The organism is Cupriavidus alkaliphilus (assembly GCF_014191175.1).
Taxonomy (GTDB): Bacteria; Pseudomonadota; Gammaproteobacteria; order Burkholderiales; family Burkholderiaceae; genus Cupriavidus; species Cupriavidus alkaliphilus.
Window position 1 is genome coordinate 28,559 of the sequence record NZ_JACHWE010000001.1, and the last position, 25,901, is coordinate 54,459.

Genomic DNA, 25,901 nt, shown 5'->3' on the forward strand with positions numbered 1-25,901 from the left:
CAACACGATGTTATTGGCTCTGGCCCAGTGGCTGCAAAACGACTACAGCTTCCTCCGGGTCGTCAACTACCTGACTTTCCGCGCGGTGATGGCCAACCTCACCGCGCTGGTGATCGGCCTGGCGTTCGGGCCGTGGGTGATCCGCAAGCTGACCGAGCTGAAGGTCGGCCAGGCGGTGCGCACCATCGGCCCGCAGACGCACCTGGTCAAGTCCGGCACGCCGACCATGGGCGGGGTGCTGGTGCTGGTGTCGATCGCGGTGTCGACGCTGCTGTGGTGCGACTGGGGCAACCGCTTTATCTGGGTGGTGATGCTGGTCACCTTCGGCTATGGCGCGATCGGCTGGGTCGACGACTACCGCAAGGTGGTGTATCGCGACCCGCGCGGCATGTCGAGCCGCGAGAAGTTTTTCTGGCAGACGCTGATCGGCCTGGTGGCGGCGGTCTACCTGGCGTTCTCGGTGTCCGAGAGCAGCAACGTGCGGGTCTGGGAGCTGTTCCTGAACTGGGTCGAGGGCGGGCTGTCGCTGGACATGCCGTACAAGTCCAACCTGATCGTGCCCTTCTTCAAGGAGATCAGCTATCCGCTGGGCGTGGCCGGCTTCATCGTGCTGACCTACCTGGTGATCGTGGGCTCGAGCAACGCCGTCAACCTGACCGACGGCCTGGACGGCCTGGTGATCATGCCGGTGGTGCTGGTCGGCGGCGGCCTGGGCGTGTTTGCCTACGTGATGGGCAACGCGGTCTACAGCAAGTACCTGCTGTTCCCGCATATCCCGGGCGCGGGCGAGCTGCTGATCTTCTGCTCGGCGCTGGGCGGGGCAGGGCTGGCCTTCCTCTGGTTCAACGCGCACCCGGCGCAGGTGTTCATGGGCGACGTGGGCGCGCTGGCGCTGGGCGGCGCGCTCGGAACGGTGGCGGTGATCGTGCGCCAGGAGATCGTGCTGTTCGTGATGGGCGGCATCTTCGTGGTGGAAACGCTGTCGGTGATGGCGCAGGTCACCTGGTTCAAGATTACCAAGCGCCGCTATGGCGAGGGCAGGCGGCTGTTCCGGATGGCGCCGCTGCATCACCATTTCGAACTGGGCGGCTGGAAGGAAACGCAGGTCACGGTGCGCTTCTGGATCATCACCATGCTGCTGGTGCTGATCGGGTTGTCGACGCTGAAGCTGCGTTGATGGTTGCGCCGGGGCTGAGACCCGCGGCGCGCTTTATATAGATACGGGAAACCAAGGGCAGGAAATCGAAGTGTTCGGCGAGCTGCAAAAACCTCATGTGCTGGTACTGGGCCTCGGCGAGTCGGGGCTGGCCATGGCGCGCTGGTGTGGCCTGAACGGCTGCGCGGTGCGCGTGGCCGACACGCGCGAGGCGCCTGCCAACCTTGTGTTCCTGCAGGCCGAACTGACTTCGGCCGAATTCGTCGGCGGCCCGTTCACTGAGGATCTGCTCGACGGCATCGGCCTGGTGGCGATCAGCCCCGGCCTGTCGCCGCTGGAAGCCGCCACCGGCGCGCTGCTGGCCGCGGCGCAGGCGCGTGGCATCCCGGTGTGGGGCGAGATCGAGCTGTTCGTGCGCGCGTTGCGCCACCTCGAGGCCGAGTCCGGCTATGCGCCGAAGCTGCTCGCGATCACCGGCACCAACGGCAAGACCACTACCACCGCGCTGACTGGCCGCCTGGTCGAGCGCGCCGGCAAGAGCGTGGCGGTGGCGGGCAATATCAGCCCGTCGGCGCTGGACAAGCTGTCGGCCTGCATCGCCTCGGCGTCGCTGCCGGAGGTCTGGGTGCTGGAGCTGTCGAGCTTCCAGCTGGAAACCGCCCATACGCTGGCGCCGCATGCCGCCACCGTGCTCAACGTGACGCAGGACCACCTCGACTGGCACGGCTCGATGGAAGCCTATGCCGCGTCCAAGGCGCGCATCTTCGGCCCGGCCGGCCACGCGTGCGTGCAGGTGCTGAACCGCAACGACCGCCTGACGCTGGACATGGCACGCCCCGGCACCACGCCGGTGACCTTCGGCATCGACCTGCCCGAAGTGCCGGGCAGCTTCGGCATCCTGCGCGAGGGCGGCATGCCCTGGCTGGTGCTGGCCGAGCCCGATCCCGACGCGCAAGGGGAGGGCAAGCCGCGCCGCCGCAAGGCCGCGGCCGAGGCCGCGCCGGAAGCGGTGCCGGTGCGCCACAAGCGCCTGATGCCGGCCGACGCGCTGCACATCCGCGGCATGCACAACGCCACCAACGCAATGGCCGCGCTGGCGCTGTGCCGTGCCATCGACCTGCCGCTGAACGCGCTGCTGCACGGCCTGCGCGAATACCGCGGCGAGCCGCACCGCGTCGAGTGGGTCGCCACCATCGACGACGTCGAGTACTTCGACGACAGCAAGGGCACCAACGTGGGCGCCACCGTGGCCGCGCTGTCGGGCCTGGACAAGCGCGTGGTGCTGATCGCCGGGGGCGAGGGCAAGGGGCAGGATTTCTCGCCGCTGGCCGCGCCGGTGGCGCAGTACGCGCGCGCGGTGGTGCTGATCGGCCGCGCCGCGGCTGAGTTGCGCGATGCGCTGCAGGGCAGCGGCGCCAGCCTGGTCGACGCGGCCACGCTGGAAGAGGCGGTGACGCAGGCCGCCGCGCTGGCCGAGGCCGGCGACGCGGTGCTGCTGTCGCCGGCGTGCGCCAGCCTCGACATGTTCCGCAACTACGTGCATCGCGCCGAGGTGTTCCGCGGCGCGGTGGAAGAACTGGCCCTGTCCCGGGGGATCCTGCCATGAGTGACGCACAGGTCAAGCGCAGCGGTTTTATCGGCGCCACCATCGGCAATGCCTGGGGTGGCCTGCGCGACGCGGTGTCGGGCGTCAAGCCGACCCGCTCGCGCATGATGGAGTACGACCAGCCCATGCTGTGGGTCTCGATCGTGCTGCTCGCGCTCGGCCTGGTGATGGTCTACTCGGCCTCGATCGCGCTGCCGGACTCGCCGCGCTACGCCAACTACCGTGAAAGCCACTTCCTGCTGCGCCATGCGTTCGCGCTGGGGATCGGGCTGTCGGTCGGGCTGGCCGCGTTCCAGGTGCCGGTCAAGGTATGGGACCGCTACGCGCCCAAGCTCTTCATCGTGGCGCTGATCCTGCTGGTGATCGTGCTGGTGCCGTTCGTCGGCAAGGGCGTGAACGGCGCGCGGCGCTGGATTCCGCTGGGCGTGATGAACTTCCAGCCGTCCGAGCTGATGAAGCTGGCGGTGGTGCTGTATGCCGCCAACTACACCGTGCGCAAGCAGGAGTGGATGCAGACCGTCTCAAAGGGCTTCCTGCCGATGGGCGTGGCGGTGGTGGTGGTGGGCTTGCTGCTGCTGCTGGAACCCGACATGGGCGCGTTCCTGGTGATCGCCGCGGTGGCGATGGGCATCCTGTTCCTGGGCGGCATCAACGGCAAGCTCTTCGCCGGGCTGGTCGGGGTGGCGATCGGGGCGTTCGCGCTGCTGATCACCGCGTCGCCGTGGCGGCGCGAGCGGATCTTCGCCTACCTGAACCCGTGGGAAGAGAGCAATGCGCTCGGCAAGGCCTACCAGCTGACGCACTCGCTGATCGCGTTCGGGCGTGGCGAATGGACCGGCGTGGGGCTGGGCGGCAGCATCGAAAAGCTGCACTACCTGCCCGAGGCGCATACCGACTTCATCCTCGCCGTGATCGGCGAGGAATTCGGCTTTATCGGCGTGCTGGTGGTGATCGTGCTGTTCTACTGGCTGGTGCGCCGCGCCTTCAATATCGGCCGCACCGCGCTGCAGCTGGACCGCACCTTTGCCGGCCTGGTGGCCAAGGGCATCGGTGTCTGGATCGGCTGGCAGACCTTTATCAACATGGGCGTGAACCTGGGCCTGCTGCCGACCAAGGGGCTGACGCTGCCGCTGGTCAGCTATGGCGGGTCGGGCATCCTGATGAATTGCGTGGCGCTGGCGATCCTGCTGCGCATTGATTATGAAAACCGTGTATTGATGCGCGGAGGGAAGGTATGACCGGAGCGCAGCAATACACGGTTTCGGCGAAGGCTAACTTCCTGCGTCAGCAGGAAGTTAAGCGCAGCGGCCGAAGCCAAAATCGGGTGCTGATGCGCGGAGGGAAGGTATGACGCAGCCGCGCACCCTGCTCGTGATGGCCGGTGGCACCGGGGGACATGTGTTCCCCGGGCTGGCGGTCGCACAGGCGCTGCGCGCGCAGGGCTGGAACGTGGTCTGGCTGGGCAACCGCACCGGCATGGAAGCCACGCTGGTGCCGAAGCACGACATCCCGATGGAGTTCATCCAGTTCGGCGGCTTGCGCGGCAAGGGGCTGGTGACCAAGTTCCTGCTGCCGCTGAACCTGCTGCGCGCGTTCTGGCAGAGCATCGCCGCGCTGCGGCGGGTGCGTCCGAGCGTGGTGCTGGGCATGGGCGGCTATATCACCTTCCCGGCCGGCATGATGGCGTCGCTGCTGGGGCGGCCGCTGGTGCTGCACGAGCAGAACTCGATCGCCGGGCTGGCCAACAAGGTGCTGGCCAGGGTGGCGGACCGCGTGCTGTGCGCGTTCCCCGATGCACTGCCCGGCAGTGAATGGACCGGCAACCCGGTGCGCGAGGAACTGGCGCAACTGGATGCCCCCGGGGCGCGCTACGACCGGCGCGACGGCCCGCTGCGCATCCTGGTGGTGGGCGGCAGCCTGGGCGCCGCCGCGCTCAACGAGGTGGTGCCCAAGGCCATCGCGCTGTTGCCGCAGGACCAGCGCCCGGTGGTGACGCACCAGGCGGGCGCCAGGCAGATCGATACGCTGCGCGCCAACTACACCGCGGCGCAGGTGCCGGCGCAGACGCTGCCGTTCATCGACGACATGGCGCGCGCCTACGCCGACGCGGACCTGGTGATCTGCCGCGCCGGCGCGATGACGGTGTCGGAAGTGGCCGCGGCGGGCGTGGCAGCACTGTTCGTGCCGTTCCCGCATGCGGTGGACGACCACCAGACCACCAACGCACAGTTTTTGTCGAGCCAGGGCGCGGCCCTGCTCGTGCAGCAAAAAGACCTGACGGCCGAGGGCCTGGCGCAGACCATTGCCAGGCTGACCCGGCCGCAGCTGAAAGACATGGCGCGCCTGGCGCGCGGACTGGCCAGGCCTGAGGCAACCCGGCGCGTCGCCGAGGTATGCAGCGAGCTGGCCAGGGACTGAAGTGAGCGAAGCAGCAATCCAATGAAGCATATCGTCAAGAACATCCACTTCGTGGGCATCGGCGGCGCCGGCATGAGCGGCATCGCCGAGGTCCTGCTGAACCTGGGATACAAGGTCTCGGGCTCGGACGTGGGCAACAATGCCGCCACGCGGCGCCTGGCGTCGCTGGGCGCCACCGTCATGCACGGCCATGACGCCGCCAACGTGAGCGGCGCCAACGCGGTGGTGGTGTCGACCGCGGTCAGCGGTGACAACCCCGAAGTGCTGGCCGCGCGCAGCCAGCGCATCCCGGTGGTGCCGCGCGCGGTGATGCTGGCCGAGCTGATGCGGCTGAAGCAGGGCGTGGCCATTGCCGGCACGCACGGCAAGACCACCACCACCAGCCTGGTGGCATCGGTGCTGGCCGAAGGCGGCCTCGATCCCACCTTCGTCATCGGCGGCCGGCTCAACTCCGCCGGCGCCAACGCGCGCCTGGGCACCGGCGATTTCATCGTCGCCGAAGCCGACGAATCGGATGCCTCGTTCCTGAACCTGTTCCCGGTCATCGAGGTCATCACCAATATCGATGCCGACCACATGGACACCTACGGGCACGACTTTGCCCGGCTCAAGCAGGCGTTCATCGAATTCACCCAGCGGCTGCCGTTCTACGGCATCGCGGTGCTGTGCGTGGACGACCCCAATGTGCGCGAGATCCTGCCGTTCGTGTCCAAGCCGGTGGTGCGCTACGGCTTTGCCGAAGATGCGCAGATCCGCGCGGTGGATGCGCGCGCGGTCGACGGCCAGATGCACTTCACCGTGCTGCGCCAGCTGAACCAGCATGCCGAGCCGCCGCTGGAGATCGTGCTGAACCTGCCCGGCATGCACAACGTGCAGAACGCGCTGGCGGCGATCGCCATTGCCACCGAGCTGGAAGTGCCGGATGCCGCCATCGTCAAGGCGCTGCGTGAATTCCACGGCGTCGGCCGCCGCTTCCAGCGCTACGGCGAAGTCGCCACGCCCGACGGCGCCGGCACCTTCACGCTGGTGGACGACTACGGCCACCACCCGGTGGAAATGGCCGCCACGCTGGCCGCCGCGCGCGGCGCCTTTCCCGGGCGCCGCCTGGTGCTGGCGTTCCAGCCGCACCGCTTTACCCGTACGCGCGATTGCTTTGAAGACTTCGTCAAGGTGCTGGGCACGGTCGATGCCTTGCTGCTGGCCGAGGTCTACGCCGCCGGCGAGGCCCCGATCGTCGCCGCCGACGGCCGTGCGCTGACCCGCGCGCTGCGCGTGGCGGGCAAGGTCGAACCTGTTTTCGTGGAGCAGATGGAAGAGATGCCGCAGGCCATCCTGAACGCCGTACGGCCCGGCGATGTGGTCGTGACCATGGGTGCGGGCTCGATCGGCGGCGTGCCGGGACAACTGGTGTCGCACCAGCAACCGCTGCAGCAAGGGAGCCAGGCATGAGCTTCGTCGCCCATCCCAATATCGATCCCAAGTCCCTGGGCAAGGTCGGCGTGCTGCTGGGCGGCCGCTCGGCCGAACGGGAAATCTCGCTGATGTCCGGCAACGGCGTGCTGGCCGCGCTGCAGTCGCGCGGCGTGGACGCGCACGGCTTCGACCCCGGCCTGCAGGGTGTGGCCGAGCTGGCGGCGGCCGGTTTTGACCGCGTCTTCATCGCGCTGCACGGGCGCTACGGCGAGGACGGCACCATCCAGGGCCTGCTCGAGCAGCTGGGCGTGCCGTACACCGGCAGCGGCGTGCTGGCGTCGGCGCTGGCCATGGACAAGCAGGCCACCAAGCGCCTGTGGATGACGCACGGCCTGGCCACGCCGCGCTTCGCCATGCTGCAGGCAAACACCGACTTTGACGCGGTGGTGGCCGACCTGGGCCTGCCGCTGATCGTCAAGCCGGCGCGCGAAGGCTCGTCGATCGGTCTGACCAAGGTCACCGCGGCGGACCAGATGCGCACCGCCTTCGACAAGGCCGCGGCGCTGGACAACGACGTCATCGCCGAGACTTTCGTCGACGGCGCCGAGCTGACCTGCCCGGTGGTAGGCGAGGGCGACAGCGCCGAAGCGCTGCCGGTGATCCGCATCGTCGCGCCCGAGGCCAACTACGACTATCAAAATAAGTACTTTACTGACGATACCCAGTACTTGTGTCCGTCGGGCCTGGATGCCGAAGTCGAACGGCAGGTGCAGGCGCTGGCGGTGCAGGCCTACCGCGTGCTGGGCTGCCGCGGCTGGGCGCGCGCCGATGTGATGCTGCGCGCCGACGGCACGCCTTACCTGCTCGAGATGAATACCTCGCCCGGCATGACCGGCCATTCGCTGGTGCCGATGGCGGCGCGCGCGGTCGGCATCAGCTACGAGGACTTCGTGCTGCAGGTGGTGGCCGCCGCCACGCTGGACCTGCATCCCAACGAGCATTGGAAACCCGAATAACTTCACCCGACAGGACCGCACCGGACCATGTGGCATAACGCACGCCTGCTCAACCTGATCGCCTCCACGCTGTATGCCGTGGTGGCGCTGATGGCGCTCGCGGCGGGCCTGCTGTGGCTGGCGCAGCGGCCGGTGTTTGCCATCACGCACGTCGAGATCGGCCCGATGGACGGCGGCGCCCTGCGCCACGTGAACGCGCCCAGCGTGCGCGCCAGCGCGCTGGGCAAGCTGACCGGCAACTTCTTCACGCTGGACCTCAACGCGGCGCGCCAGGCGTTCGAGTCGGTGCCGTGGGTGCGGCGCGCGAGCGTACGGCGCGAATGGCCCAACGGCCTCGCGGTCGAGGTCGAGGAGCACGAGGCGCTGGGCACCTGGGGCGCGCCCGACAGCGGCCGGCTGATCAACACCTATGGCGAGATCTTTGTCGCCAACACCGCCGAGGCGGAAGAAGACGCGCAGCTGCTGGCGCTGGACGGGCCGCCGGACAGCGAAGCCGACGTGATCGAAAAGCTCGAGGTGATGCGCCAGTGGTTCAAGCCGCTCAAGGCCGAGCCGCTGGCGGTGGCCCTGTCCGGCCGCTACGCCTGGCGCGCGCGCCTGTCCAACGGCATGGAGGTCGAGCTGGGCCGCGAGCAGAACGATGAGGACCGCACCGCGATGGACCAGCGCGTGCGCCGCTTCGTCGCGGCCTGGCCGCAGGTTACGCAGCAATGGGGCAGCCAGATCGAGTACGCCGACCTGCGCTATCCCAACGGCTTCGCCATCCGCGCCGCCAACGCGCGCTTCCTGACCGAGGCGCAGATCGCGGCGGCGGTGCGGGCGGAAAAGGCGGAGCGAGCGGCCAAGGCGAAGGCGGCGAGCGCGGCGACGAGTGCGGCGACCAGCGCCGCCAGGCCGGGGGCGGCCGCAACGGTTTCAGGTACATCCAACAACAATCCGACGCGACTGAAGAGCAAGAACGCGGAGAAAACCCGATGAGCAAGGAATACAAGGACCTGTTGGTCGGTCTCGATATCGGCACCTCGAAGGTGGCGGCCGTGGTGGCGGAACTGCGCCCCGACGGCAGCTACGAGGTGATCGGGATGGGCCAGTCTGAGTCCAAGGGTCTGAAGAAAGGGGTCGTGGTCAACATCGAGGCCACCGTGCAGTCGATCCAGAAGGCGCTGGAAGAGGCCGAGCTGATGGCCGACTGCAAGATTTCGGAGGTCTTCACCGGCATTGCCGGCAGCCATATCCGCAGCTTCAACTCCAGCGGCATGGTGGCGATCAAGGACAAGGAGGTCACGCAGACCGACGTCGCGCGCGTGATCGAGACCGCCAAGGCGGTCAATATCCCGACCGACCAGCAGATCCTGCACATCCTGACGCAGGAATTCATCATCGACGGCCAGGAAGACGTGCGCGAGCCCATCGGCATGAGCGGCATCCGCCTGGAAGTGAAGGTGCATATCGTCACCGGCGCGGTCAGCGCCGCGCAGAACATCGTCAAGTGCGTGCGCCGCTGCGGCCTGGAAGTGCACGACCTGATCCTGCAGCCGCTGGCGTCGAGCCTGGCGGTGCTGACCGAGGACGAGAAGGAACTGGGCGTGGTGCTGGTCGACATCGGCGGCGGCACCACCGACATCGCCATCTTCAGCGAGGGCGCGATCCGCCATACGGCCGTGATCCCCATCGCCGGCGACCAGATCACCAACGATATCGCGATGGCGCTGCGCACGCCGACGCCGGACGCAGAGGACATCAAGATCCAGTACGGCATCGCCAAGCAGGCGATCGCCGACCCGGACGACATGATCGAGGTGCCGGGCGTGGGCGACCGCGGCACGCGCACGCTCAGCCGCCAGGCGCTGGCCGCGGTGATCGAGCCGCGCATCGAAGAGCTGTACTCGCTGGTGCACCAGGTGGTGCGCGAGTCGGGTTATGAAGAACTGTTGTCGTCGGGCGTGGTCATCACCGGTGGGACCGCGATGATGCCGGGCATGGTCGAGCTGGGCGAGGACATCTTCCTCAAGCCCGTGCGCGTCGGCGTGCCCGAGTATCGCGGCAACCTGCACGAGGTGGTGAAGAGCCCGCGCTACGCGACGGTGATGGGCCTGCTGCTGGAAGGCCGCGTGCAACGCATGCGCGGGCGCAAGGTGGCGGTGCAGAGCGGGTCGGTCAAGCAGGTGTGGACCCGCATGAAGGAATGGTTTGTCGGCAATTTCTGATCGATGCGGAAATTGACGCGCTGACGATGCAACGGTGCGCAGGCAGGACGGTCTACCGGACAGGCCTGCGTGTCAGGTGAGAGTTTTCAGATTTTCTTTTTTTGGTTTCTTGTTCAGAAACCAGGGGTTGCGGCGGGGAGGCCGCATCGTCTGGGGACTGATTTTTCTCGGAGGCAGTGATGGACTTTGACATGATCGAAACGGAAGTGATGGACGGCACCATCATCAAGGTGGTTGGCGTGGGCGGTGCGGGTGGTAACGCCGTGCAGCACATGATCAGCCGCGGCGTACAGGGCGTGGAATTCATCTGCATGAATACCGATGCCCAGGCGCTCAAGCGTTCGACCGCTTCGCGCGTGCTGCAACTCGGTAATACGGGTCTGGGCGCCGGCGCCAAGCCGGAAGTCGGCCGCGGTTGCGCCGATCAGGCCCGCGAGCAGATCGCCGACGCCCTGCGTGGCGCGCACATGGTCTTCATCACTGCCGGCATGGGCGGCGGCACCGGCACGGGCGCCGCGCCGATCGTTGCGCAGGTCGCCAAGGAGATGGGCATCCTGACCGTGGGCGTGGTCAGCAAGCCGTTCGACTTCGAAGGCGCGCGCCGCGCCAAGGTGGCCGAGCACGGTTCCAGCGAGCTGGAATCGAGCGTCGACTCGCTGATCGTGGTGCTCAACGAGAAGCTGTTCGAGGTGATGGGCGACGACGCCGAGATGGACAAGTGCTTCCAGTGCGCCGACGACGTGCTGCACAACGCGGTGGCCGGCATTGCCGAGATCATCAACGTTGACGGCCTGGTCAACGTCGACTTCGAAGACGTCAAGACCGTGATGGGCGAGCAGGGCAAGGCCATGATGGGGACGGCCACCGTGTCGGGCGTCGACCGCGCCCGCCTGGCGGCCGAGCAGGCCGTGGCCAGCCCGCTGCTGGAAGGCGTTGACCTGTCCGGCGCGCGCGGCGTGCTGGTCAACATCACCGCCAGCCGTTCGCTCAAGCTGTCGGAAACCAAGGAAGTCATGAACACCATCCGCAGCTACGCCGCGGAAGATGCCACCGTGATCTTCGGTACGGTGTACGACGATTCGATGAGCGATGCGCTGCGCGTGACCGTGGTCGCGACCGGCCTGGGCCGCTCGGCCAAGAAGCAACAGCCGATGACGCTGCTGAAGACCGGCACCGACAACATGCCGGTGCAGATGATGGCCAACATGGCCGCCACCGCCGCGCAGCACAGCTCGCCGGACTACAGCAACCTGGATACGCCGGCAGTGTGGCGCAGCTCGCGTGAGTCGGCATCGGCCCACGTGGCGGCGCTGCAGGAAAAGGGTGTGGATACGTACGATATCCCGGCCTTCCTGCGCAAGCAGGCAGACTGAAGCCTGCCTGGCGCGGCATCGGTGCCTCCACCGGCCGCCTGACGGAACGCGTCGCCTGGTCGCGATGCACGTGCGCTCCCCATCCGCGCGTGCCTTGCATGGACTGACGTGAACCGCCGGGCTGCTGGCGGCGCCGCGCCTTGCGCCGGACAGCGCTTCACCCGCATCCCGTCGCCGGGACGGGCGTGCCGCTGGCCGCCTCCCCGGACTGGTTTCCCGCCTTCCCGGTCGGGATGTATCGCCGTCCGCGCGGCGCACCCAAAAGGTGCGCCGCGCGGACGTCTTTGTAGCGTCTTCAGCTGTATCGAAATTCGTCCGAATGTCACGGGATGTGATCCGGCTTTGGCAGCGCCGGCCGGGCGCCTATGATCGTTGGGTTGCACTGCGCCAACGCGCCGCCATGCGGCCCCGCATCCGTCCTATCCTTCATAGACCCGTTCAGACACCCAAGGAAAACCAGAAAGCCATGATCACTGTCGGTTCCCGCGTCCCCGACGCCACGCTGCAGGAATTTTTCGAGACCGAAAGCAACGGCTGCGCGCTCGGCCCCAATGCGTTCAAGGTGGCGGACCTGGTCGGCGGCCGCAAGATCGTGGTGTTCGGCCTGCCCGGCGCCTTCACGCCGACGTGTTCGGCCAAGCATGTGCCGGGCTTCGTGCAGCATGCCGGGGCATTGCGCGACGCCGGCGTGGACGAGGTCTGGTGCGTCTCGGTCAACGACGCCTTCGTGATGGGCGCCTGGGGCCGCGAGCAGCAGGTGGCTGGCAAGGTGCGGATGATGGCCGACGGCAGCGCCGAGTGGACCCGCGCGCTGGGCCTGGACCAGGACCTGAGCGCGCGTGGCATGGGCGTGCGCGCCAAGCGCTTTGCCATGGTGATCGAGGATGGCGTGGTGACCCGGCTCGACGTCGAGGCGCCGGGCGAATTCCGCGTCAGCAGCGCCGAGGCCGTGCTGGCGGCGTTGCGTGGCTGACACAGTCATCCGGGTAAACGTGGATAATACGTAACTTGTGACGGGCGTGTTAACAGCCGGAAACAAAACCCGGCTGCAGCGTCCCGGATGTGGTGGTAAAATCCCTTAATCAAAAAGATAACATGATAGATTTTAATAATTGTTGAGGCTGTCATGCTCAAACAGCGCACGATCAAATCCCTGGTGAAGACCGTCGGCATCGGCCTGCACTCCGGCCGCAAGGTCACGCTGACGCTGCGTCCGGCGCCGGCTGGTACCGGCATCGTCTTCACCCGCGTCGACCTGCCCGAGGCCGTCGAGATTCCCGTGGCCGCGTCGGCCATCGGCGACACGCGCCTGGCGTCGGTGCTGCAGAAGGATGGCGCGCGCGTTTCCACCGTCGAGCACCTGATGTCCGCCTGCGCCGGCCTGGGCATCGACAACCTCTATGTCGACGTCGACGCCGAGGAAATCCCGATCATGGACGGCAGCGCGGCGTCCTTCGTGTTCCTGCTGCAGTCGGCCGGCATCGAAGAACAGAACGCGCCCAAGACCTTCATCCGCGTGAAGAAGCCGGTGGAAGTGCGCGAGGGCGACAAGCTCGCGCGGCTGGAGCCGTTCTTCGGCTTCAAGCTGTCGTTCACCATCGACTTCCGCCACCCGGCGGTCGACAAGACCGGCCAGACTTTCTCGATCGATTTCGCCGACACCAGCTATGTCCGCGAGATTGCCCGCGCCCGCACCTTCGGCTTTGCGCACGAGGTCGAGGCACTGCGCGAAATGGGCCTGGCGCGCGGCGGCAGCCTGGACAACGCGATCGTGCTGGACGAGCACCGCATGCTCAACAACGAGGAACTGCGCTACGGCGACGAGTTCGTGCGCCACAAGATCCTGGATGCGATCGGCGACCTGTACGTGGTCGGCCATCCGCTGATCGGCGCCTATGTGGCGAACAAGTCCGGCCACGGCCTGAACAACCAACTGCTGCGCGCGCTGCTGGCAGACCAGGAAGCGTATGAACTGGTCACATTCGACCGCGTCGAGGAAGCCCCGGCGGCGTTCCTGCCGCAGGCCCAGCCAGCCTTCGCCTGAGTTCCTCGCATAGAGAAAGAGCCGACCTGCACAGGTCGGCTCTTTTGCTTTTGGACGCAGCGCGGTCGCTCAGCGGTGGTGGGATAGCAGCGTATTCAGCGCGTCGCGCAGAGGCGAATCGGGCAGGCTGCGCGCGAGCTGGTCGAGATTGGCCAGCCCGGTCGGCGTCATGCGGCCGCCGGTGCGCGGCCGTGCCACCGGCTCCACCTCCCAGTCGGAATGGCGCTGCACCTCGGGCTGCACCCGCACGCGGATCGAGGTGACGGGCGAGCCGCGCTGCTGCAGGCGCGCGAGCAGCGTCGGCACGACCTGGCGCACCCGCGCCGCGGCCGCGCCATGGGCCGCCAGCAAAAGCAGCACCTGGCCGTTGGGGTCGGACGGGTCGCGCTTGATGCCGGCCACGGCCAGGCCCGCGCGCATGCCGGCCGGCAGCAACGCCAGCACCTCGGCCTCCAGCACCGACAGCTGGCGCGCGGTCTGGAGCAGCGTCGACACCGGGCCGGCCTTGTCCAGCCAGTCGTTGAGCGGCTTGGCGGCGGGGGTCTGCAGGGCGGGATGGGTGAAGCGGCGCATGGGTCCATTCTAGCAAGGGGCGGCGCGGGCACGCAGGCAGCGCCGGCCGAAAGCGAGGGCGGCCGGATTGAAGCCGGCGCAACCATCCCAAACTGCTTGCGGCAGGGCCTGCGCCGGCGCCCCGCGCCGCCGGCCGTGACCCCGGCACATGATAAACTCGGCGTTTTGCGCCAATCTATCCATTACCGCGCCCGGCCGCCGGGGCAGTCCGCCTTCCCTGGGGATGCCACCCGGTTCCGCGCAGGTGAAAGCAATCGATGATCACGGGCCTTCTCAAGAAAGTCTTCGGCAGCCGCAATGAGCGGCTGATCAAGCAATACCGCCGCACGGTGGCGCAGATCAATGCGCTGGAGCCGAAGTTCGAGCAGCTCTCCGACGACGAGCTGCGCGGCATGACCGAGGCCTTCCGGCAGCGCCACGCCGGCGGCGAATCGCTCGAGGCGCTGCTGCCCGAAGCCTTCGCCGTGTGCCGCGAGGCCAGCAAGCGCGTCATGAAGATGCGCCACTTCGACGTGCAGCTGATCGGCGGCATGGTGCTGAACGACAACAAGATCGCCGAAATGCGCACCGGCGAAGGCAAGACCCTGACCGCGACGCTGGCCGTGTACCTGAATGCCATCACCGGCAAGGGCGTGCACGTGGTCACCGTCAACGACTACCTGGCGCAGCGCGATGCCGAATGGATGGGCCGGCTGTACAACTTCCTGGGCCTGTCGGTGGGCGTGAACCTGTCGCAGATGGCGCACGACCAGAAGCAGGCAGCGTACAACGCCGACATCACCTACGGCACCAACAACGAGTTCGGCTTCGACTACCTGCGCGACAACATGGTCTACGACCCGTCGCAGCGCGTGCAGCGGCCGCTGCACTACGCCATCGTCGACGAGGTGGACTCGATCCTGATCGACGAGGCCCGCACCCCGCTGATCATCTCCGGCCAGGCCGAGAACCAGACCGACCTGTACCAGCGCATGAACGGCATTCCCAAGCTGCTCGAGCGCCAGATCGGCGAGGAAAAGGCCGACGGCACCGGGGTCGAGAAGCCGGGCGACTACTACGTCGACGAGAAAGGCCACCAGGTCTACCTGACCGAGGCCGGCCATGAAAAGGCCGAAGAGATCCTGTCGCAGCTGGGCCTGATCGGCGAGGGCGAATCGCTCTACGCGCCGCAGAACATCACGCTGATGCACCACCTGTACGCGGCCCTGCGCGCGCACAGCCTGTTCCACCGCGACCAGCACTACGTGGTGCAGAACGACGAAGTCGTGATCGTCGATGAATTCACCGGCCGCCTGATGACCGGCCGCCGCTGGTCCGACGGCCTGCACCAGGCCGTGGAAGCGAAGGAAGGCGTCACCGTCCAGCAGGAAAACCAGACGCTGGCGACCGTCACGTTCCAGAACTACTTCCGCATGTACGAGAAGCTGGCCGGCATGACCGGCACGGCCGACACCGAAGCGTACGAGTTCCAGGAGATCTACGGCCTGGAAGTGGTGGTGATCCCGACCAACCGCCCGACCCAGCGCAAGGACCTGCAGGACCAGATCTACAAGACCGGCAAGGAACGCTACGACGCCGTGGTGCGTGATATCCGCGACTGCTACGAGCGCGGCCAGCCGGTGCTGGTGGGCACCACCTCGATCGAGACCTCGGAATACCTGTCGGGCCTGCTCGACCGCGAACAGCTGCCGCACCAGGTGCTCAACGCCAAGCAGCATGCGCGCGAAGCCGAGATCGTGGCGCAGGCCGGCCGCCCGAAGATGATCACCATCGCCACCAACATGGCGGGCCGCGGCACCGACATCGTGCTGGGCGGCAACGTAGAGAAGCAGGCCGGCTTCATCGAGGCCGACGCCGGCCTGTCCGACGCCGACAAGGCCGCGCGCATCCAGCAGCTCAAGGATGAATGGCAGTCGCTGCACGAGCAGGTCAAGGCCGCGGGCGGCCTGCATATCGTCGGCACCGAGCGCCACGAGTCGCGCCGCATCGACAACCAGCTGCGCGGCCGTGCCGGCCGCCAGGGCGACCCGGGTTCGTCGCGCTTCTACCTGTCGCTGGACGACCAGCTGCTGCGCATCTTCGCCGGCGACCGCGTGCGCGCCATCATGGAGCGCCTGAAGATGCCCGAGGGCGAGCCGATCGAAGCCGGCATCGTCACGCGTTCGATCGAATCGGCGCAGCGCAAGGTGGAAGGCCGCAACTTCGACATCCGCAAGCAGCTGCTGCAGTACGATGACGTCGCCAACGACCAGCGCAAGGAAATCTACAAGCTGCGCAACGACGTGCTCGAGGCCAACGACGTCGGCGAGATGGTGGTCAACCTGCGCGAGGGCGTGCTGATCGAGCTGTTCCGCGACCACGTGCCGGCCGACACCATGGAAGAGCAGTGGAACATCGCCGGCCTGGAAACGCGCCTGCGCGAGGACTGGGGCCTGGAGGTGCCGCTGGCGCAGACCATCGAGGGCGCGCAGAGCATCGAGGACGAAGAGCTGCTCAACCTGATCATGAAGGCGGCGGCCGAGCGCTACGACAGCAAGGTGGCGATGGTCGGCCGCGAGTCGTTCGCCGGCTTCGAGCGCTCGGTCATGCTGCAGAGCATCGACACGCACTGGCGCGAGCACCTGGCCGCGCTGGATCACCTGCGCCAGGGCATCCACCTGCGCGGCTACGCGCAGAAGGACCCCAAGCAGGAGTACAAGCGCGAGTCGTTCGAGCTGTTCGCGCGCCTGCTGGACGTGATCAAGAACGAAGTCACGCGCGTGACCTTCAACGTGCAGATCCAGTCGCCGGAAGAGCTGGAGCAGGCCTCGGAGCAGATCGAGGAAGGCCTGTCGCACCTGGAGAACGTGCAGTACAAGCACGACGAGTTCGCCGAAGGCCGCGAGCCGGTCGAGGAGGCGCCGTCGCCGCGCACCGGCACGGCCATGGCCGCCGCCGAGCTGGCGCTGGCGGGCATGCCCAAGGTCGGCCGCAACGATCCGTGCCCGTGCGGCTCGGGCAAGAAGTTCAAGCAGTGCCACGGCAAGCTCAGCTGAACTGAGTCAGGCCGGGCATCCGGTATGACGCCGCTTCCCGCAGCACGGGAGTGGCGCAAGAGGAATCGAACATGCCCGCCCATCGCGGGCATGTTCGTCTGAGACAAGCAAGTCGCTAGCAGCAACATCGAGGAGTCCTGCATGCCCGTCAATCTTCCGCTGCCCCAGGCAGAGAACCTGAAATCCGTCGCCGGCGTGGAGCTCGGCTGGGCCGAGGCGGGCATCCGCAAGGCCAACCGCAAGGACGTGCTGGTAGTGCGCGTGGCCGAAGGCAGCACCGTGGCCGGCGTCTTCACCAGCAACCGCTTCTGCGCCGCGCCGGTACAGGTCTGCCGCGAGCACCTCGCGGTTGCGGACAAGCCGGGCAAGGGCATTCGCGCGCTGGTGGTCAACACCGGCAACGCCAACGCCGGCACCGGCGAGCAGGGCCTGGCCAACGCCCGCGCCACCTGCGACGCGCTGGCCGCGCAGCTGGGCATCGATGCCGCGCAGGTGCTGCCGTTCTCGACCGGCGTGATCCTCGAGCAGTTGCCGATGGACCGCCTGCTGGCCGGCCTGCCCGCCGCCATCGCCAACGCCGGCGCCGACAACTGGCTGGCCGCGGCGGAAGCGATCATGACCACCGACACCCAGCCCAAGGTCGCGTCGCGCACGGTGCAGATCGACGGCAAGACCGTGACGATGTCGGGCATCAGCAAGGGCGCCGGCATGATCCGCCCCAACATGGCGACCATGCTGGGCTTCATCGCCATGGATGCCGCGGTGGCGCAGCCGGTGCTGCAGGGCCTGGTGACGCACGCCGCCGACCACTCGTTCAACAGCATCACCATCGACGGCGATACCTCGACCAACGACTCCTTCGTGCTGATCGCCTCGGGCAAGTCCGGCGCCGTGGTCGACCGCGCCGAAGGCCCGGCCTTCGAAGCGCTGCGCGAGGCGGTGACCAGCCTGGCGCAGGAGCTGGCGCAGATGATCGTGCGCGACGGCGAAGGCGCGACCAAGCTGATGACCATCCGCGTCGAAGGCGGCAAGGACGTGGCGGAATGCCGCCAGATCGCCTACGCGGTGGCGCATTCGCCGCTGGTCAAGACCGCGTTCTATGCCTCGGACCCCAACCTGGGCCGCATCCTGGCCGCGGTCGGCTATGCCGGCGTCAACGATCTCGACGTCGGCCGCGTCAACCTGTGGCTGGACGATGTCTGGGTCGCGCGTGACGGCGGCCGCAATCCCGACTACCGCGAGGAAGACGGCCAGCGCGTGATGAAGCAGGCCGAGATCACCGTGCGCATCGCGCTCGGCCGCGGCAGCGCCGAAGCCACCGTGTGGACCTGCGACCTGTCGCACGACTACGTCTCGATCAACGCCGACTACCGTTCCTGAGCCTGTCCGTCCTTCCCGCGCACGCGGGAAGGGCCTCGATTTTCGCTGCCTGTCACCGCCCCGCCGCCATGTCCGACCTCGCCGCCCGCCTCGACAACTTTCTCGCCCGACTCGAACAATGGCTGCCGCCGCAACTGAGCGATGCGGACTGGCAGGAGGCGGTCGCGTTCCGCTGGCGCAAGCGCCAGAGCCTGTTCGGCAATATCGGCTACCTGCAGCCGGTGCGCCAGCTGCCGCCGATCCACCTGGACGACCTGAAGAACATCGAGCGCCAGAAGGACGCCATCGTCGGCAATACGCGCCAGTTCGTGCAGCGCCTGCCCGCCAACAACGTGCTGCTGACCGGCGCGCGCGGCACCGGCAAGTCGTCGCTGATCAAGGCCTGCCTCAATGCCTTCGTCAAGGACGGGCTGCGGCTGGTCGAGGTTGACAAGGATGACCTGGGCGACCTGGGCGATATCGTCGAGCTGGTCTCGCAGCGGCCCGAGCGCTTCGTGATCTTCTGCGACGACCTGTCGTTCGAGGAAGGCGAGTCGGGCTACAAGTCGCTGAAGTCGGCGCTGGATGGTTCGGTCGCGGCGCAGTCGGACAACGTGCTGATCTACGCCACGTCCAACCGCCGGCACCTGCTGCCGGAGTACATGAAGGACAACGAGAGCTACCGCCACACCGACGACGGCGAGATCCACCCCGGCGAAGTGGTGGAAGAGAAGATCTCGCTGTCCGAGCGCTTCGGCCTGTGGCTGTCGTTCTACCCGCCCAAGCAGGACGAGTACCTGGCTATCGTCGGCCACTGGCTGCGGCACTTCGGCTGCACCGACGAGGACATCGCCGCCGCGCGCGGCGACGCGCTGGTGTGGGCGCTGGAGCGCGGCTCGCGTTCGGGCCGCGTGGCCTGGCAGTTCGCGCGCGACTGGGGCGGCAAGCACGGCAAGCCGTACATCGCCGATGTTGCCGGGGACGCCAAGGCATGAGCGCGGCGACGCAGAACCCCGCAGCCACGGGCGGCAACCCGCCGCGCAAGGTGACCGAGGTGGCGGTCGGCGTGCTGGTGCAGCCCGACGGCCGCTTCCTGCTGGCGCAGCGCCCGGCCGGCAAGCCCTACGAGGGCTACTGGGAATTCCCCGGCGGCAAGCTGGAGCCGGGCGAATCCGTAGAGGCGGCGCTGGCGCGCGAGCTGCACGAAGAACTTGGGCTTGATGTCACGCAATGCGAGCGCTGGCACATCCTGGAACATGACTACCCGCACGCCTATGTGCGGCTGCATTTCTGCAAGGTCACGGCCTGGCAGGGCGAACCCGTCGGCCGCGAAGGCCAGGCGTTCTCGTGGCAGGGCACGCCGGTGACGGTGGGGCCGCTGCTGCCGGCCACCATTCCCGTGGTGGCGTGGCTGGACGAGGAATCGCGCAACGGCTGATCCTGCCGTCCGCGTCGCTGACAAGCGGCCGCGGCGCCCGCTTGTGCGCCGCCCGGGCTGGTCGGCCCGGTCCACAGGAAAGGAACCTGCATGCTACGTGTCGATCGTATCGCCGACGACGTTTCCCTGCCTGAACTGACCCTGCGCGGCATCATCCTCGGTGCGCTGATCACGGTCGTGTTCACCGCCTCCAATATCTACCTGGGCCTGAAGGTCGGCCTGACCTTCTCGTCGGCGATCCCCGCGGCCGTGATCTCGATGGCCGTGCTGCGGCTCTTCCCCGGCGCCAACATCCTGGAAAACAACATGGTGCAGACGCAGGCCTCGGCCGCGGGCACCCTGTCGTCGATCATCTTTATCCTGCCCGGCCTGGTAATGCTGGGCCACTGGCAGGGCTTCCCGTTCTGGCAGACGCTGGCGATCTGCGCGGCCGGCGGCATGCTGGGCGTGGTGTTCAGCATCCCGCTGCGCCATGCCATGGTGGTGCAGAGCGAGCTGCCTTATCCCGAGGGCGTGGCCGCGGCGGAAATCCTGCGCGTGGGCAGCGCCGCGCCGGCCGAAGCCACGCCGGGCCGGAAGCCGCAGGCGACCGGACTCGCCGACCTGATGGCCGGGGGCCTGGTCGCGGGGTTGTTCAGCTTCGCCGCCGGCGGGCTGCGCGTGCTGGCCGAGGGCGCCAATTTCTGGCTGTCGGCGGGCGCCTCGGTGGTGCGGCTGTCGATGGGCTTTTCGCTGGCGCTGGTGGGCGCGGGCTACCTGGTCGGCATCGTCGGCGGGCTGGCCATGCTGCTCGGGCTGGTGCTGACCTGGGGCGTCGCGGTGCCGTGGCTGACCGCGGTCACGCCGCGCCCGGACGGCGCCACGCTGTCGGCCTTCGGCACCATGGTATGGAGCCAGCACGCACGCTTTATCGGCGCCGGCACCATCGGCATCGCCGCGATCTGGACGCTGCTGTCATTGGCCAGGCCGATGCTCTATGGCATTCGCGCCTCGTTCGGCGCGCTGCAGGCCGGCCCGGCTGGGCAGGGCAGCGTGCCGCGCACGCAGCAGGACATGCCCGCGAAGTGGATCGGGCTGGTGATGCTGGCGCTGCTGGCGGTGCTGGTGACGGTGTTCGCGTGGTTCCTTGCGCCTGCGCCGCTGGATGGCGGGGCGCGCTGGCGCCTGGTGGTCTATGCGGTGGTGTTCGCGTTCATTTTCGGCTTCCTGGTGGCGGCGGCGTGCGGCTATATGGCCGGACTGGTGGGCTCGTCAGCCAGCCCGATTTCGGGCATCGGCATCATCGCGGTGATCCTGGTGTCGCTGCTGATCCTGCTGGCGGGCCAGGCCGATGGCTTGCTGGCCACGCCAGAGGGCGGCAAGTTCGCGATCGCGCTGGCGATCTTCACCACCTCCGCGGTGGTGGCGGTGGCCTCCATTGCCAACGACAACCTGCAGGACCTGAAGACCGGCTGGCTGGTCGGCGCGACGCCGTGGCGCCAGCAGGTGGCGCTGCTGATCGGCTGCGTGGTCGGCGCCGCGGTGATCCCGCCCGTGCTGGAACTGCTCTACAGCGCCTATGGCTTCGCCGGCGCGCTGCCGCGTGCGGGCATGGACCCGAACCAGGCGCTGGCCGCGCCGCAGGCGACGCTGATGACCGCGATCGCCACCGGCATCTTCACCCACCAGCTCAACTGGAACATGATCCTGATCGGCATCGGGCTGGGCGTGGTGCTGATCGCCATCGACGAAATCCTGCGCCGCCGCGGCGGCGCGGCGCGCCTGCCGGTACTGGCTGTCGGCATCGGCATCTACCTGCCGCCGACGATCAGTTCGGCGCTGGTGGTGGGTGCGGTGCTGTCGTGGCTGTTGCTGCGCGCCGAGCGCCGCCGCGCCACCGCGCGCGGGGATGACGTGCAACTGGCACTGGAGCACGCCGAGCGGCGCGGCACGCTGCTGGCGTCCGGCCTGATCGTCGGCGAAAGCCTGGTCGGCGTGATGCTGGCCGCGGTGATCGGCCTGTCAGGCAGCGATGCGCCGCTGGCCGTGGTCGGGGGCGGGTTTGAAGCGACCGCGCAGTGGCTGGGCCTGGCGGTGTTCGTGCTGGTGTGCGTGGGCTTCTACCGCCGCGTGCTGGCGGCGGCGCACTGAGGGGGGCGCTGGCGTCGCGCCCTCAGTCGTCCTCGTCTTCGGACCGGTCGGGCGAGGTCTCGCCCGGCTTGCCGCCGATCACGTACTTCTCCGACGCCCAGGCGCCGAGATCGATCTGCTTGCAGCGCTCGGAACAGAAGGGACGGAATTTGTTGTCGGGCACCCAGGCCACCTCGGTGCCGCAGGTGGGGCATTTGACGACAGCAGGCATGGCGTTCAGCGCAGGCTTCAGAAATTGCAGAGTTTCAGCAGGAACGGAATATCGGCATCGACCGAGCGCGGGCGCAGGTCGCCGTCCTGCTGCGTGAAGCGCACCCACAGCATGTACTTGTTGGCGCTCATCTCGGGGATGAAGGCCAGCAGCGAATCGTCCAGGTAGACCTGCATCAGCTGGTAGCTGCGGCCCGACAGCATCTGCTGGTAGCTGCCGCCGGTGGCGATCACCTTGCCGCTCTGGCCCGCTTCACGCAATAGCCGCAGCACGATGGTGGTGCCCATGCGCAGCGACACCAGCGGGCGCGCCCATTTCAGGATGTCGGCGCGGCGGTCTTCGGCGGGACGATGCTGCCATGCATAGTACGCGGGCAGGTCGAACTCGCAGGTGCCGCCGGGGATGATGGCGCGGCTGCGGATGCTGGTCAGCCACTCGTTGTCAGTCAGCAGCTGGCCGGCCTTGCCCACGGTCTGGTTGAGCATGGCGATGCCCTGCTCGATCTCGCCGATGACCGAGTCGAGCGCGTCCTGGTCGATCTGCGGATTGGCGCGCAGCGGCGCCAGCGCCTGGCGCTGGCGTTCCAGTTCCTTGATCAGGTCGGTCTTGAGGTCGGCGCGGCCGGCAACGTCGATGATCTCGAACAGCGTGGTCAGCGCGACATGGTGCTGCTGGGCATGATCCTGGCCGAGGAAGTATTCCAGCCGATCGAACAGGTCCTCCAGCCGCAGGAGCGTCCTGATGCGTTCGTTGAAAGGGTATTCGTACAGAATCAAGTGCTGTGTCCGTGCAGGGCGTCGGGCGCTTCAGGGGCGGCCCGGTGCAGAATGAGGCCCGGGAAATACCGGAAAGGGTGATCTATGCGGTGGGATACCGGCACTATGCGGCGATTTCCCGGCATGTTCCAGCGCATTCTATGCGAGACAGGGTCCGAGGACAATGTCGCACGCATGATGCAATGCGCCACAGCGCCGGTTCCGCGCGTTATGGATGGACCGTGCCCGCCGCCGACAGTTCACGGTAGTAGCGGTCGAGCCGGTCGACCTGCGCCACCAGCGCCTCGACCGGTCCATCGTTGTCGATGACGTCGTCGGCACATGCCAGGCGAGCGCCGCGAGTCGCCTGCTTGGCCATGATCGCCAGCACCTGTTCGCGGCTGAAGCCGTTGCGCGACATCACGCGGGCCACCTGCGTGGCTTCGGTGCAGTCGACCACCAGCACGCGTCCCACGCGTTCGCGCCATGAGCCCGACTCCACCAGCAGCGGCACCACGTAAATCAGGTAGGGATGCGCGCCGGCATCGCGGATCGACTGCGCGCGTTCGTTGGTCAGCGTGCGGATCAGCGGGTGCGTGATGGCTTCGAGCCGCGCCTTGGCGGCGGGGTCGGCAAACACCAGCGCACGCATCGCATCGCGGTCCATGGCGCCGTCGGGGCGCAGGCAGGCGGGGCCGAAGGCTTCGACCAGCGCCGGGATGGCGCGCCCGCCCGGGGCGGTGATCTCGTGCGCAAGCAGGTCGGTATCGATGATCGCGGCGCCGCGCGCGGCGAACATGTCGGCCACGCGGGTCTTGCCGCTGCCGATGCCGCCGGTCAGTCCGATTTCCAGCATGTGAGGTTTGTGTCAGACGTCGTTGCCGCAACGATACCAGCTTCGGCCGGTTCGGCCGGTTTGGCCGCCTCGTCCGTGTCCCGGTCACGCCCGCGCGGCCATCACCATGCAAACAGCGGCAGCACCCCGGGGCCGCACAGCAGCACCACCACCCCCGCCAGCGCGATGAACGGCCCGAACGGGAACGGCGTGTCGCGCTCCTGGCGGCGCAGCGCGATATTGGCCAGCCCGAACAGCACGCCGGCCACCGACGACAGCAGCACCAGCGCCGGCAACGCCTGCCAGCCGAACCACGCACCGAGCGCCGCCATCAGCTTGAAGTCGCCGAAGCCCATGCCTTCCTTGCCGCGCAGCAGCCGGAACAGCCAGTAGGCGAGCCACAGCACCAGGTAGCCGGCGGCTGCGCCGATCACCGCGTCGGGCAGCGCCACGAACAGGCCGGCCAGGTTCAGCAGCAGGCCCATCCACAGCAGCGGCAGCGTGATCTGGTCCGGCAGCAATTGCGTATCGGCGTCGATCATGGTCAGCGCCAGCAGCCCCCACACCAGCACCAGCGCGGCCAGCGCCTGCGCGCCCGGGCCGAAGCGCCATGCCACCAGCGCGCTCAGCACGCCGCAGGCCAACTCCACCAGCGGATAGCGCGCACTGATCGGCGCCTTGCACGCCGAGCAGCGGCCGCGCAGGAACAGGTAGCTCAGCACCGGCACGTTTTCCCACGGGGCGATGGCGTGGCCGCAATGCGGGCACGCCGAGCGCGGCACCATCAGGTTGTAGCGCCCGGGGTAGGGCAGCGGGTCGCCGCGCAGCTCGGCGATATAGTTGGCCTCTTCGCGCTCCATCATGCGCGGTACGCGGTGGATCACCACATTGAGGAAGCTGCCGACCACCAGCCCCAGCAGCGCCGCTGCCGCCACCAGGAAGACTGGCGGCAGCGCCGCCAGCGCGTGCAGCAGCGGGGCGGTGCCGGTCGGATAAGGGGAAGCGGACCACACAAACTGCATCGCTTACACCACCTGTCCCAGCTTGAAGATCGGCAGGTACATCGCCACCACCATGCCGCCGATCAGCACGCCCAGCACCACGATGATCAGTGGCTCGATCAGGCTGGAGATGGCCGCGACCGCATCGTCGACCTCGCGCTCGTAGAACTCCGCCACCTTCAGCAGCATGTTGTCCAGCGCGCCGGACTCCTCGCCGATCTGCGTCATCTGCAGCACCATGTTGTCGAACACATGGGTCGCCTGCATCGCGTTGGTCAGGCTGGTGCCGATGCGCACCGATTGCTCGATCTCGCGGGTGGCGTCGTAGTAGACCCAGTTGCCGGCGGCGCCGGCCACGGACTCCATCGACTCCACCAGCGGCGTGCCGGCCGCGAACATCGTCGCCAGGGTGCGGGTCCAGCGCGCGATCACGGCCTTGCGGAACAGGCTGCCGAAGATCGGCAGCTTCAGCAGCGTGCGGTCGGTGGCGCGCTGCACCTTCTCGGACTTCTTCAGCGCGCGCAGATAGAAGCTGATGCCGGCCACCGGCGCGCCGATCACCAGGTACCAGTACTGCACAAAGAAGTCCGAGATCGCGATCACCAGCAGCGTCGGCGCGGGCAGGTTGGCGCCGAAGCTGGAGAACACCCCCTTGAACGCCGGGATCACGAACAGCATCAGGATCACCGTGACGGCAAAGGCGACGGTCAGCACCGCGATCGGGTAGATCATCGCGGACTTGATCTGTCCCTTCAGCGCGATGGTCTTCTCCATGTAGAGCGACAGGCGCTCCAGCAGCGAATCCAGGATGCCGCCCTGTTCGCCGGCATCGATCAGGTTGCAGTACAGCGTGTCGAAGTATCTGGGATGGCGGCGGAACGCCGCGGCCATGCTGCTGCCCGCCTCGATGTCGAAGCGGATGTCGGACAGCAGCTGGGTGAAGTTGGGGTTGACGTGCCCGCGCGCGATGATGTCGATCGACTGCAGCAGCGGGATGCCGGCCTTGAGCATGGTCGACAGTTGCCGGGTGAAGTAGGCGATGTCCTTCTCGGTGATCTTGCGCCCGCGCGCGGCCTTGCGCTTCTTCAGCTTGACGATGGTCAGGCCCTGCTTGCGCAGCGTGGCGGTGACCTCGGCCTGGTTTTCGGCGCGCAGCTCGCCGGTGAAGGACTTGCCCTTGCGGTCCTTGCCTTCCCACTCGAAGATGTACTGGGTGGGGGCCTTGCGTCCCTTCCCCGATTTGGCCCGTGACGGTGCCCCCGCCCGGGCGCCCGCTGCTGGTGCGCGCGTCGCCATGTTATCGACCCCCGATGTAAATGACGCTTGTTCTG

General features: G+C 67.7%; 22 protein-coding genes. 16 read left to right on the top strand and 6 right to left on the bottom strand.

What is annotated here, in order from left to right; genetic code table 11:
* The first annotated feature begins 7 nt into the window (after positions 1-7).
* The 11 genes from mraY (at position 8) to lpxC (ending at position 13,233) form a co-directional block, all read left to right on the top strand.
* Positions 8-1,177, top strand: a complete 1,170-nt coding sequence (gene mraY, locus FHX60_RS00130) for a phospho-N-acetylmuramoyl-pentapeptide-transferase (protein WP_092306204.1) — start codon at positions 8-10, stop codon at positions 1,175-1,177.
* 70 nt (positions 1,178-1,247) lie between these two features.
* Complete coding sequence (murD, locus tag FHX60_RS00135) at positions 1,248-2,762, top strand: UDP-N-acetylmuramoyl-L-alanine--D-glutamate ligase (RefSeq protein WP_112776885.1); 1,515 nt, start codon at positions 1,248-1,250, stop codon at positions 2,760-2,762.
* Complete coding sequence (ftsW, locus tag FHX60_RS00140; RefSeq protein WP_092306208.1) at positions 2,759-4,000, top strand: putative lipid II flippase FtsW; 1,242 nt, start codon at positions 2,759-2,761, stop codon at positions 3,998-4,000. Before murD ends, ftsW begins: the two co-directional genes overlap by 4 nt.
* 109 nt (positions 4,001-4,109) lie before the next feature.
* Positions 4,110-5,180, top strand: a complete 1,071-nt coding sequence (gene murG, locus FHX60_RS00145) for an undecaprenyldiphospho-muramoylpentapeptide beta-N-acetylglucosaminyltransferase (protein ID WP_183282227.1) — start codon at positions 4,110-4,112, stop codon at positions 5,178-5,180.
* Between the two features lie 21 nt (positions 5,181-5,201).
* Positions 5,202-6,629 (top strand): UDP-N-acetylmuramate--L-alanine ligase, encoded by a 1,428-nt coding sequence (gene murC / locus FHX60_RS00150; protein ID WP_092306212.1) that lies wholly within the window; start codon positions 5,202-5,204, stop codon positions 6,627-6,629.
* On the top strand, positions 6,626-7,609 hold the full coding sequence (locus FHX60_RS00155; RefSeq protein WP_183282228.1) for a D-alanine--D-alanine ligase: 984 nt from the start codon (positions 6,626-6,628) through the stop codon (positions 7,607-7,609). Before murC ends, FHX60_RS00155 begins: the two co-directional genes overlap by 4 nt.
* A 27-nt stretch (positions 7,610-7,636) precedes the next feature.
* On the top strand, positions 7,637-8,587 hold the full coding sequence (locus tag FHX60_RS00160; protein WP_112776883.1) for a cell division protein FtsQ/DivIB: 951 nt from the start codon (positions 7,637-7,639) through the stop codon (positions 8,585-8,587).
* The gene (gene ftsA, locus FHX60_RS00165; protein ID WP_010814765.1) at positions 8,584-9,816 is read left to right on the top strand and encodes a cell division protein FtsA; all 1,233 of its coding nucleotides are present in this window, start codon (positions 8,584-8,586) and stop codon (positions 9,814-9,816) included. Before FHX60_RS00160 ends, ftsA begins: the two co-directional genes overlap by 4 nt.
* A gap of 179 nt (positions 9,817-9,995) precedes the next feature.
* Positions 9,996-11,189, top strand: coding sequence for a cell division protein FtsZ (ftsZ, locus tag FHX60_RS00170; protein WP_092306216.1), 1,194 nt, complete (start codon positions 9,996-9,998; stop codon positions 11,187-11,189).
* Between the two features lie 466 nt (positions 11,190-11,655).
* The gene (locus tag FHX60_RS00175; protein WP_183282229.1) at positions 11,656-12,162 is read left to right on the top strand and encodes a peroxiredoxin; all 507 of its coding nucleotides are present in this window, start codon (positions 11,656-11,658) and stop codon (positions 12,160-12,162) included.
* Positions 12,163-12,315: 153 nt separating this feature from the next.
* Entirely contained in the window at positions 12,316-13,233 is a 918-nt protein-coding gene (lpxC, locus tag FHX60_RS00180; protein ID WP_012353947.1) for a UDP-3-O-acyl-N-acetylglucosamine deacetylase, read from the top strand.
* A 69-nt stretch (positions 13,234-13,302) separates the two neighbouring features.
* Here lpxC and FHX60_RS00185 read toward each other — a convergent pair whose 3' ends face one another.
* Positions 13,303-13,806 (bottom strand): DciA family protein, encoded by a 504-nt coding sequence (locus FHX60_RS00185; RefSeq protein WP_092306219.1) that lies wholly within the window; start codon positions 13,804-13,806, stop codon positions 13,303-13,305.
* A gap of 257 nt (positions 13,807-14,063) precedes the next feature.
* Here FHX60_RS00185 and secA point away from each other — a divergent pair, with 257 nt between their 5' ends.
* The 5 genes from secA (at position 14,064) to FHX60_RS00210 (ending at position 21,768) form a co-directional block, all read left to right on the top strand.
* Positions 14,064-16,841 carry a preprotein translocase subunit SecA gene (secA, locus tag FHX60_RS00190; protein ID WP_092306221.1) on the top strand — a complete coding sequence of 926 codons (2,778 nt, stop codon included), beginning with the start codon at positions 14,064-14,066 and terminating at the stop codon, positions 16,839-16,841.
* A gap of 141 nt (positions 16,842-16,982) precedes the next feature.
* The gene (gene argJ, locus FHX60_RS00195; protein WP_112776880.1) at positions 16,983-18,221 is read left to right on the top strand and encodes a bifunctional glutamate N-acetyltransferase/amino-acid acetyltransferase ArgJ; all 1,239 of its coding nucleotides are present in this window, start codon (positions 16,983-16,985) and stop codon (positions 18,219-18,221) included.
* A gap of 68 nt (positions 18,222-18,289) precedes the next feature.
* Positions 18,290-19,195: an ATP-binding protein gene (locus FHX60_RS00200; RefSeq protein ID WP_092306224.1), complete on the top strand. Its 906-nt coding sequence runs from the start codon at positions 18,290-18,292 to the stop codon at positions 19,193-19,195.
* Positions 19,192-19,638 carry an NUDIX domain-containing protein gene (locus FHX60_RS00205; protein ID WP_092306226.1) on the top strand — a complete coding sequence of 149 codons (447 nt, stop codon included), beginning with the start codon at positions 19,192-19,194 and terminating at the stop codon, positions 19,636-19,638. The genes FHX60_RS00200 and FHX60_RS00205 overlap by 4 nt, the downstream gene beginning before the upstream one ends.
* A gap of 90 nt (positions 19,639-19,728) precedes the next feature.
* On the top strand, positions 19,729-21,768 hold the full coding sequence (locus FHX60_RS00210) for an OPT family oligopeptide transporter (protein WP_112776879.1): 2,040 nt from the start codon (positions 19,729-19,731) through the stop codon (positions 21,766-21,768).
* Between the two features lie 22 nt (positions 21,769-21,790).
* Here the strand turns inward: FHX60_RS00210 and FHX60_RS00215 are convergent, their stop codons facing one another.
* The 5 genes from FHX60_RS00215 to FHX60_RS00235 form a co-directional block, all read right to left on the bottom strand.
* Positions 21,791-21,979 carry a DNA gyrase inhibitor YacG gene (locus FHX60_RS00215; protein WP_018006248.1) on the bottom strand — a complete coding sequence of 63 codons (189 nt, stop codon included), beginning with the start codon at positions 21,977-21,979 and terminating at the stop codon, positions 21,791-21,793.
* 17 nt (positions 21,980-21,996) lie between these two features.
* Positions 21,997-22,755 (bottom strand): cell division protein ZapD, encoded by a 759-nt coding sequence (gene zapD / locus FHX60_RS00220; protein WP_012353939.1) that lies wholly within the window; start codon positions 22,753-22,755, stop codon positions 21,997-21,999.
* Between the two features lie 208 nt (positions 22,756-22,963).
* Positions 22,964-23,590 (bottom strand): dephospho-CoA kinase, encoded by a 627-nt coding sequence (coaE, locus tag FHX60_RS00225; protein WP_183282230.1) that lies wholly within the window; start codon positions 23,588-23,590, stop codon positions 22,964-22,966.
* A 101-nt stretch (positions 23,591-23,691) separates the two neighbouring features.
* Positions 23,692-24,591 (bottom strand): prepilin peptidase, encoded by a 900-nt coding sequence (locus tag FHX60_RS00230; RefSeq protein WP_092306233.1) that lies wholly within the window; start codon positions 24,589-24,591, stop codon positions 23,692-23,694.
* Between the two features lie 3 nt (positions 24,592-24,594).
* Positions 24,595-25,866: a type II secretion system F family protein gene (locus FHX60_RS00235; protein WP_092306235.1), complete on the bottom strand. Its 1,272-nt coding sequence runs from the start codon at positions 25,864-25,866 to the stop codon at positions 24,595-24,597.
* Positions 25,867-25,901 lie beyond the last annotated feature (35 nt).

What these genes read in the sequence shown, in the direction of transcription:
- FHX60_RS00215 (WP_018006248.1), bottom strand. Translation starts at nt 21,979, where the DNA reads ATGCCTGCTGTCGTCAAATGCCCCACCTGCGGCACCGAGGTGGCCTGG.
- FHX60_RS00155 (WP_183282228.1), top strand. Translation starts at nt 6,626, where the DNA reads ATGAGCTTCGTCGCCCATCCCAATATCGATCCCAAGTCCCTGGGCAAG.
- mraY (WP_092306204.1), top strand. Translation starts at nt 8, where the DNA reads ATGTTATTGGCTCTGGCCCAGTGGCTGCAAAACGACTACAGCTTCCTC.
- FHX60_RS00200 (WP_092306224.1), top strand. Translation starts at nt 18,290, where the DNA reads ATGTCCGACCTCGCCGCCCGCCTCGACAACTTTCTCGCCCGACTCGAA.
- argJ (WP_112776880.1), top strand. Translation starts at nt 16,983, where the DNA reads ATGCCCGTCAATCTTCCGCTGCCCCAGGCAGAGAACCTGAAATCCGTC.
- FHX60_RS00235 (WP_092306235.1), bottom strand. Translation starts at nt 25,866, where the DNA reads ATGGCGACGCGCGCACCAGCAGCGGGCGCCCGGGCGGGGGCACCGTCA.
- FHX60_RS00175 (WP_183282229.1), top strand. Translation starts at nt 11,656, where the DNA reads ATGATCACTGTCGGTTCCCGCGTCCCCGACGCCACGCTGCAGGAATTT.
- FHX60_RS00205 (WP_092306226.1), top strand. Translation starts at nt 19,192, where the DNA reads ATGAGCGCGGCGACGCAGAACCCCGCAGCCACGGGCGGCAACCCGCCG.
- FHX60_RS00185 (WP_092306219.1), bottom strand. Translation starts at nt 13,806, where the DNA reads ATGCGCCGCTTCACCCATCCCGCCCTGCAGACCCCCGCCGCCAAGCCG.
- lpxC (WP_012353947.1), top strand. Translation starts at nt 12,316, where the DNA reads ATGCTCAAACAGCGCACGATCAAATCCCTGGTGAAGACCGTCGGCATC.
- ftsA (WP_010814765.1), top strand. Translation starts at nt 8,584, where the DNA reads ATGAGCAAGGAATACAAGGACCTGTTGGTCGGTCTCGATATCGGCACC.
- ftsW (WP_092306208.1), top strand. Translation starts at nt 2,759, where the DNA reads ATGAGTGACGCACAGGTCAAGCGCAGCGGTTTTATCGGCGCCACCATC.
- murG (WP_183282227.1), top strand. Translation starts at nt 4,110, where the DNA reads ATGACGCAGCCGCGCACCCTGCTCGTGATGGCCGGTGGCACCGGGGGA.
- FHX60_RS00210 (WP_112776879.1), top strand. Translation starts at nt 19,729, where the DNA reads ATGCTACGTGTCGATCGTATCGCCGACGACGTTTCCCTGCCTGAACTG.
- coaE (WP_183282230.1), bottom strand. Translation starts at nt 23,590, where the DNA reads ATGCTGGAAATCGGACTGACCGGCGGCATCGGCAGCGGCAAGACCCGC.
- ftsZ (WP_092306216.1), top strand. Translation starts at nt 9,996, where the DNA reads ATGGACTTTGACATGATCGAAACGGAAGTGATGGACGGCACCATCATC.
- FHX60_RS00160 (WP_112776883.1), top strand. Translation starts at nt 7,637, where the DNA reads ATGTGGCATAACGCACGCCTGCTCAACCTGATCGCCTCCACGCTGTAT.
- murC (WP_092306212.1), top strand. Translation starts at nt 5,202, where the DNA reads ATGAAGCATATCGTCAAGAACATCCACTTCGTGGGCATCGGCGGCGCC.
- FHX60_RS00230 (WP_092306233.1), bottom strand. Translation starts at nt 24,591, where the DNA reads ATGCAGTTTGTGTGGTCCGCTTCCCCTTATCCGACCGGCACCGCCCCG.
- secA (WP_092306221.1), top strand. Translation starts at nt 14,064, where the DNA reads ATGATCACGGGCCTTCTCAAGAAAGTCTTCGGCAGCCGCAATGAGCGG.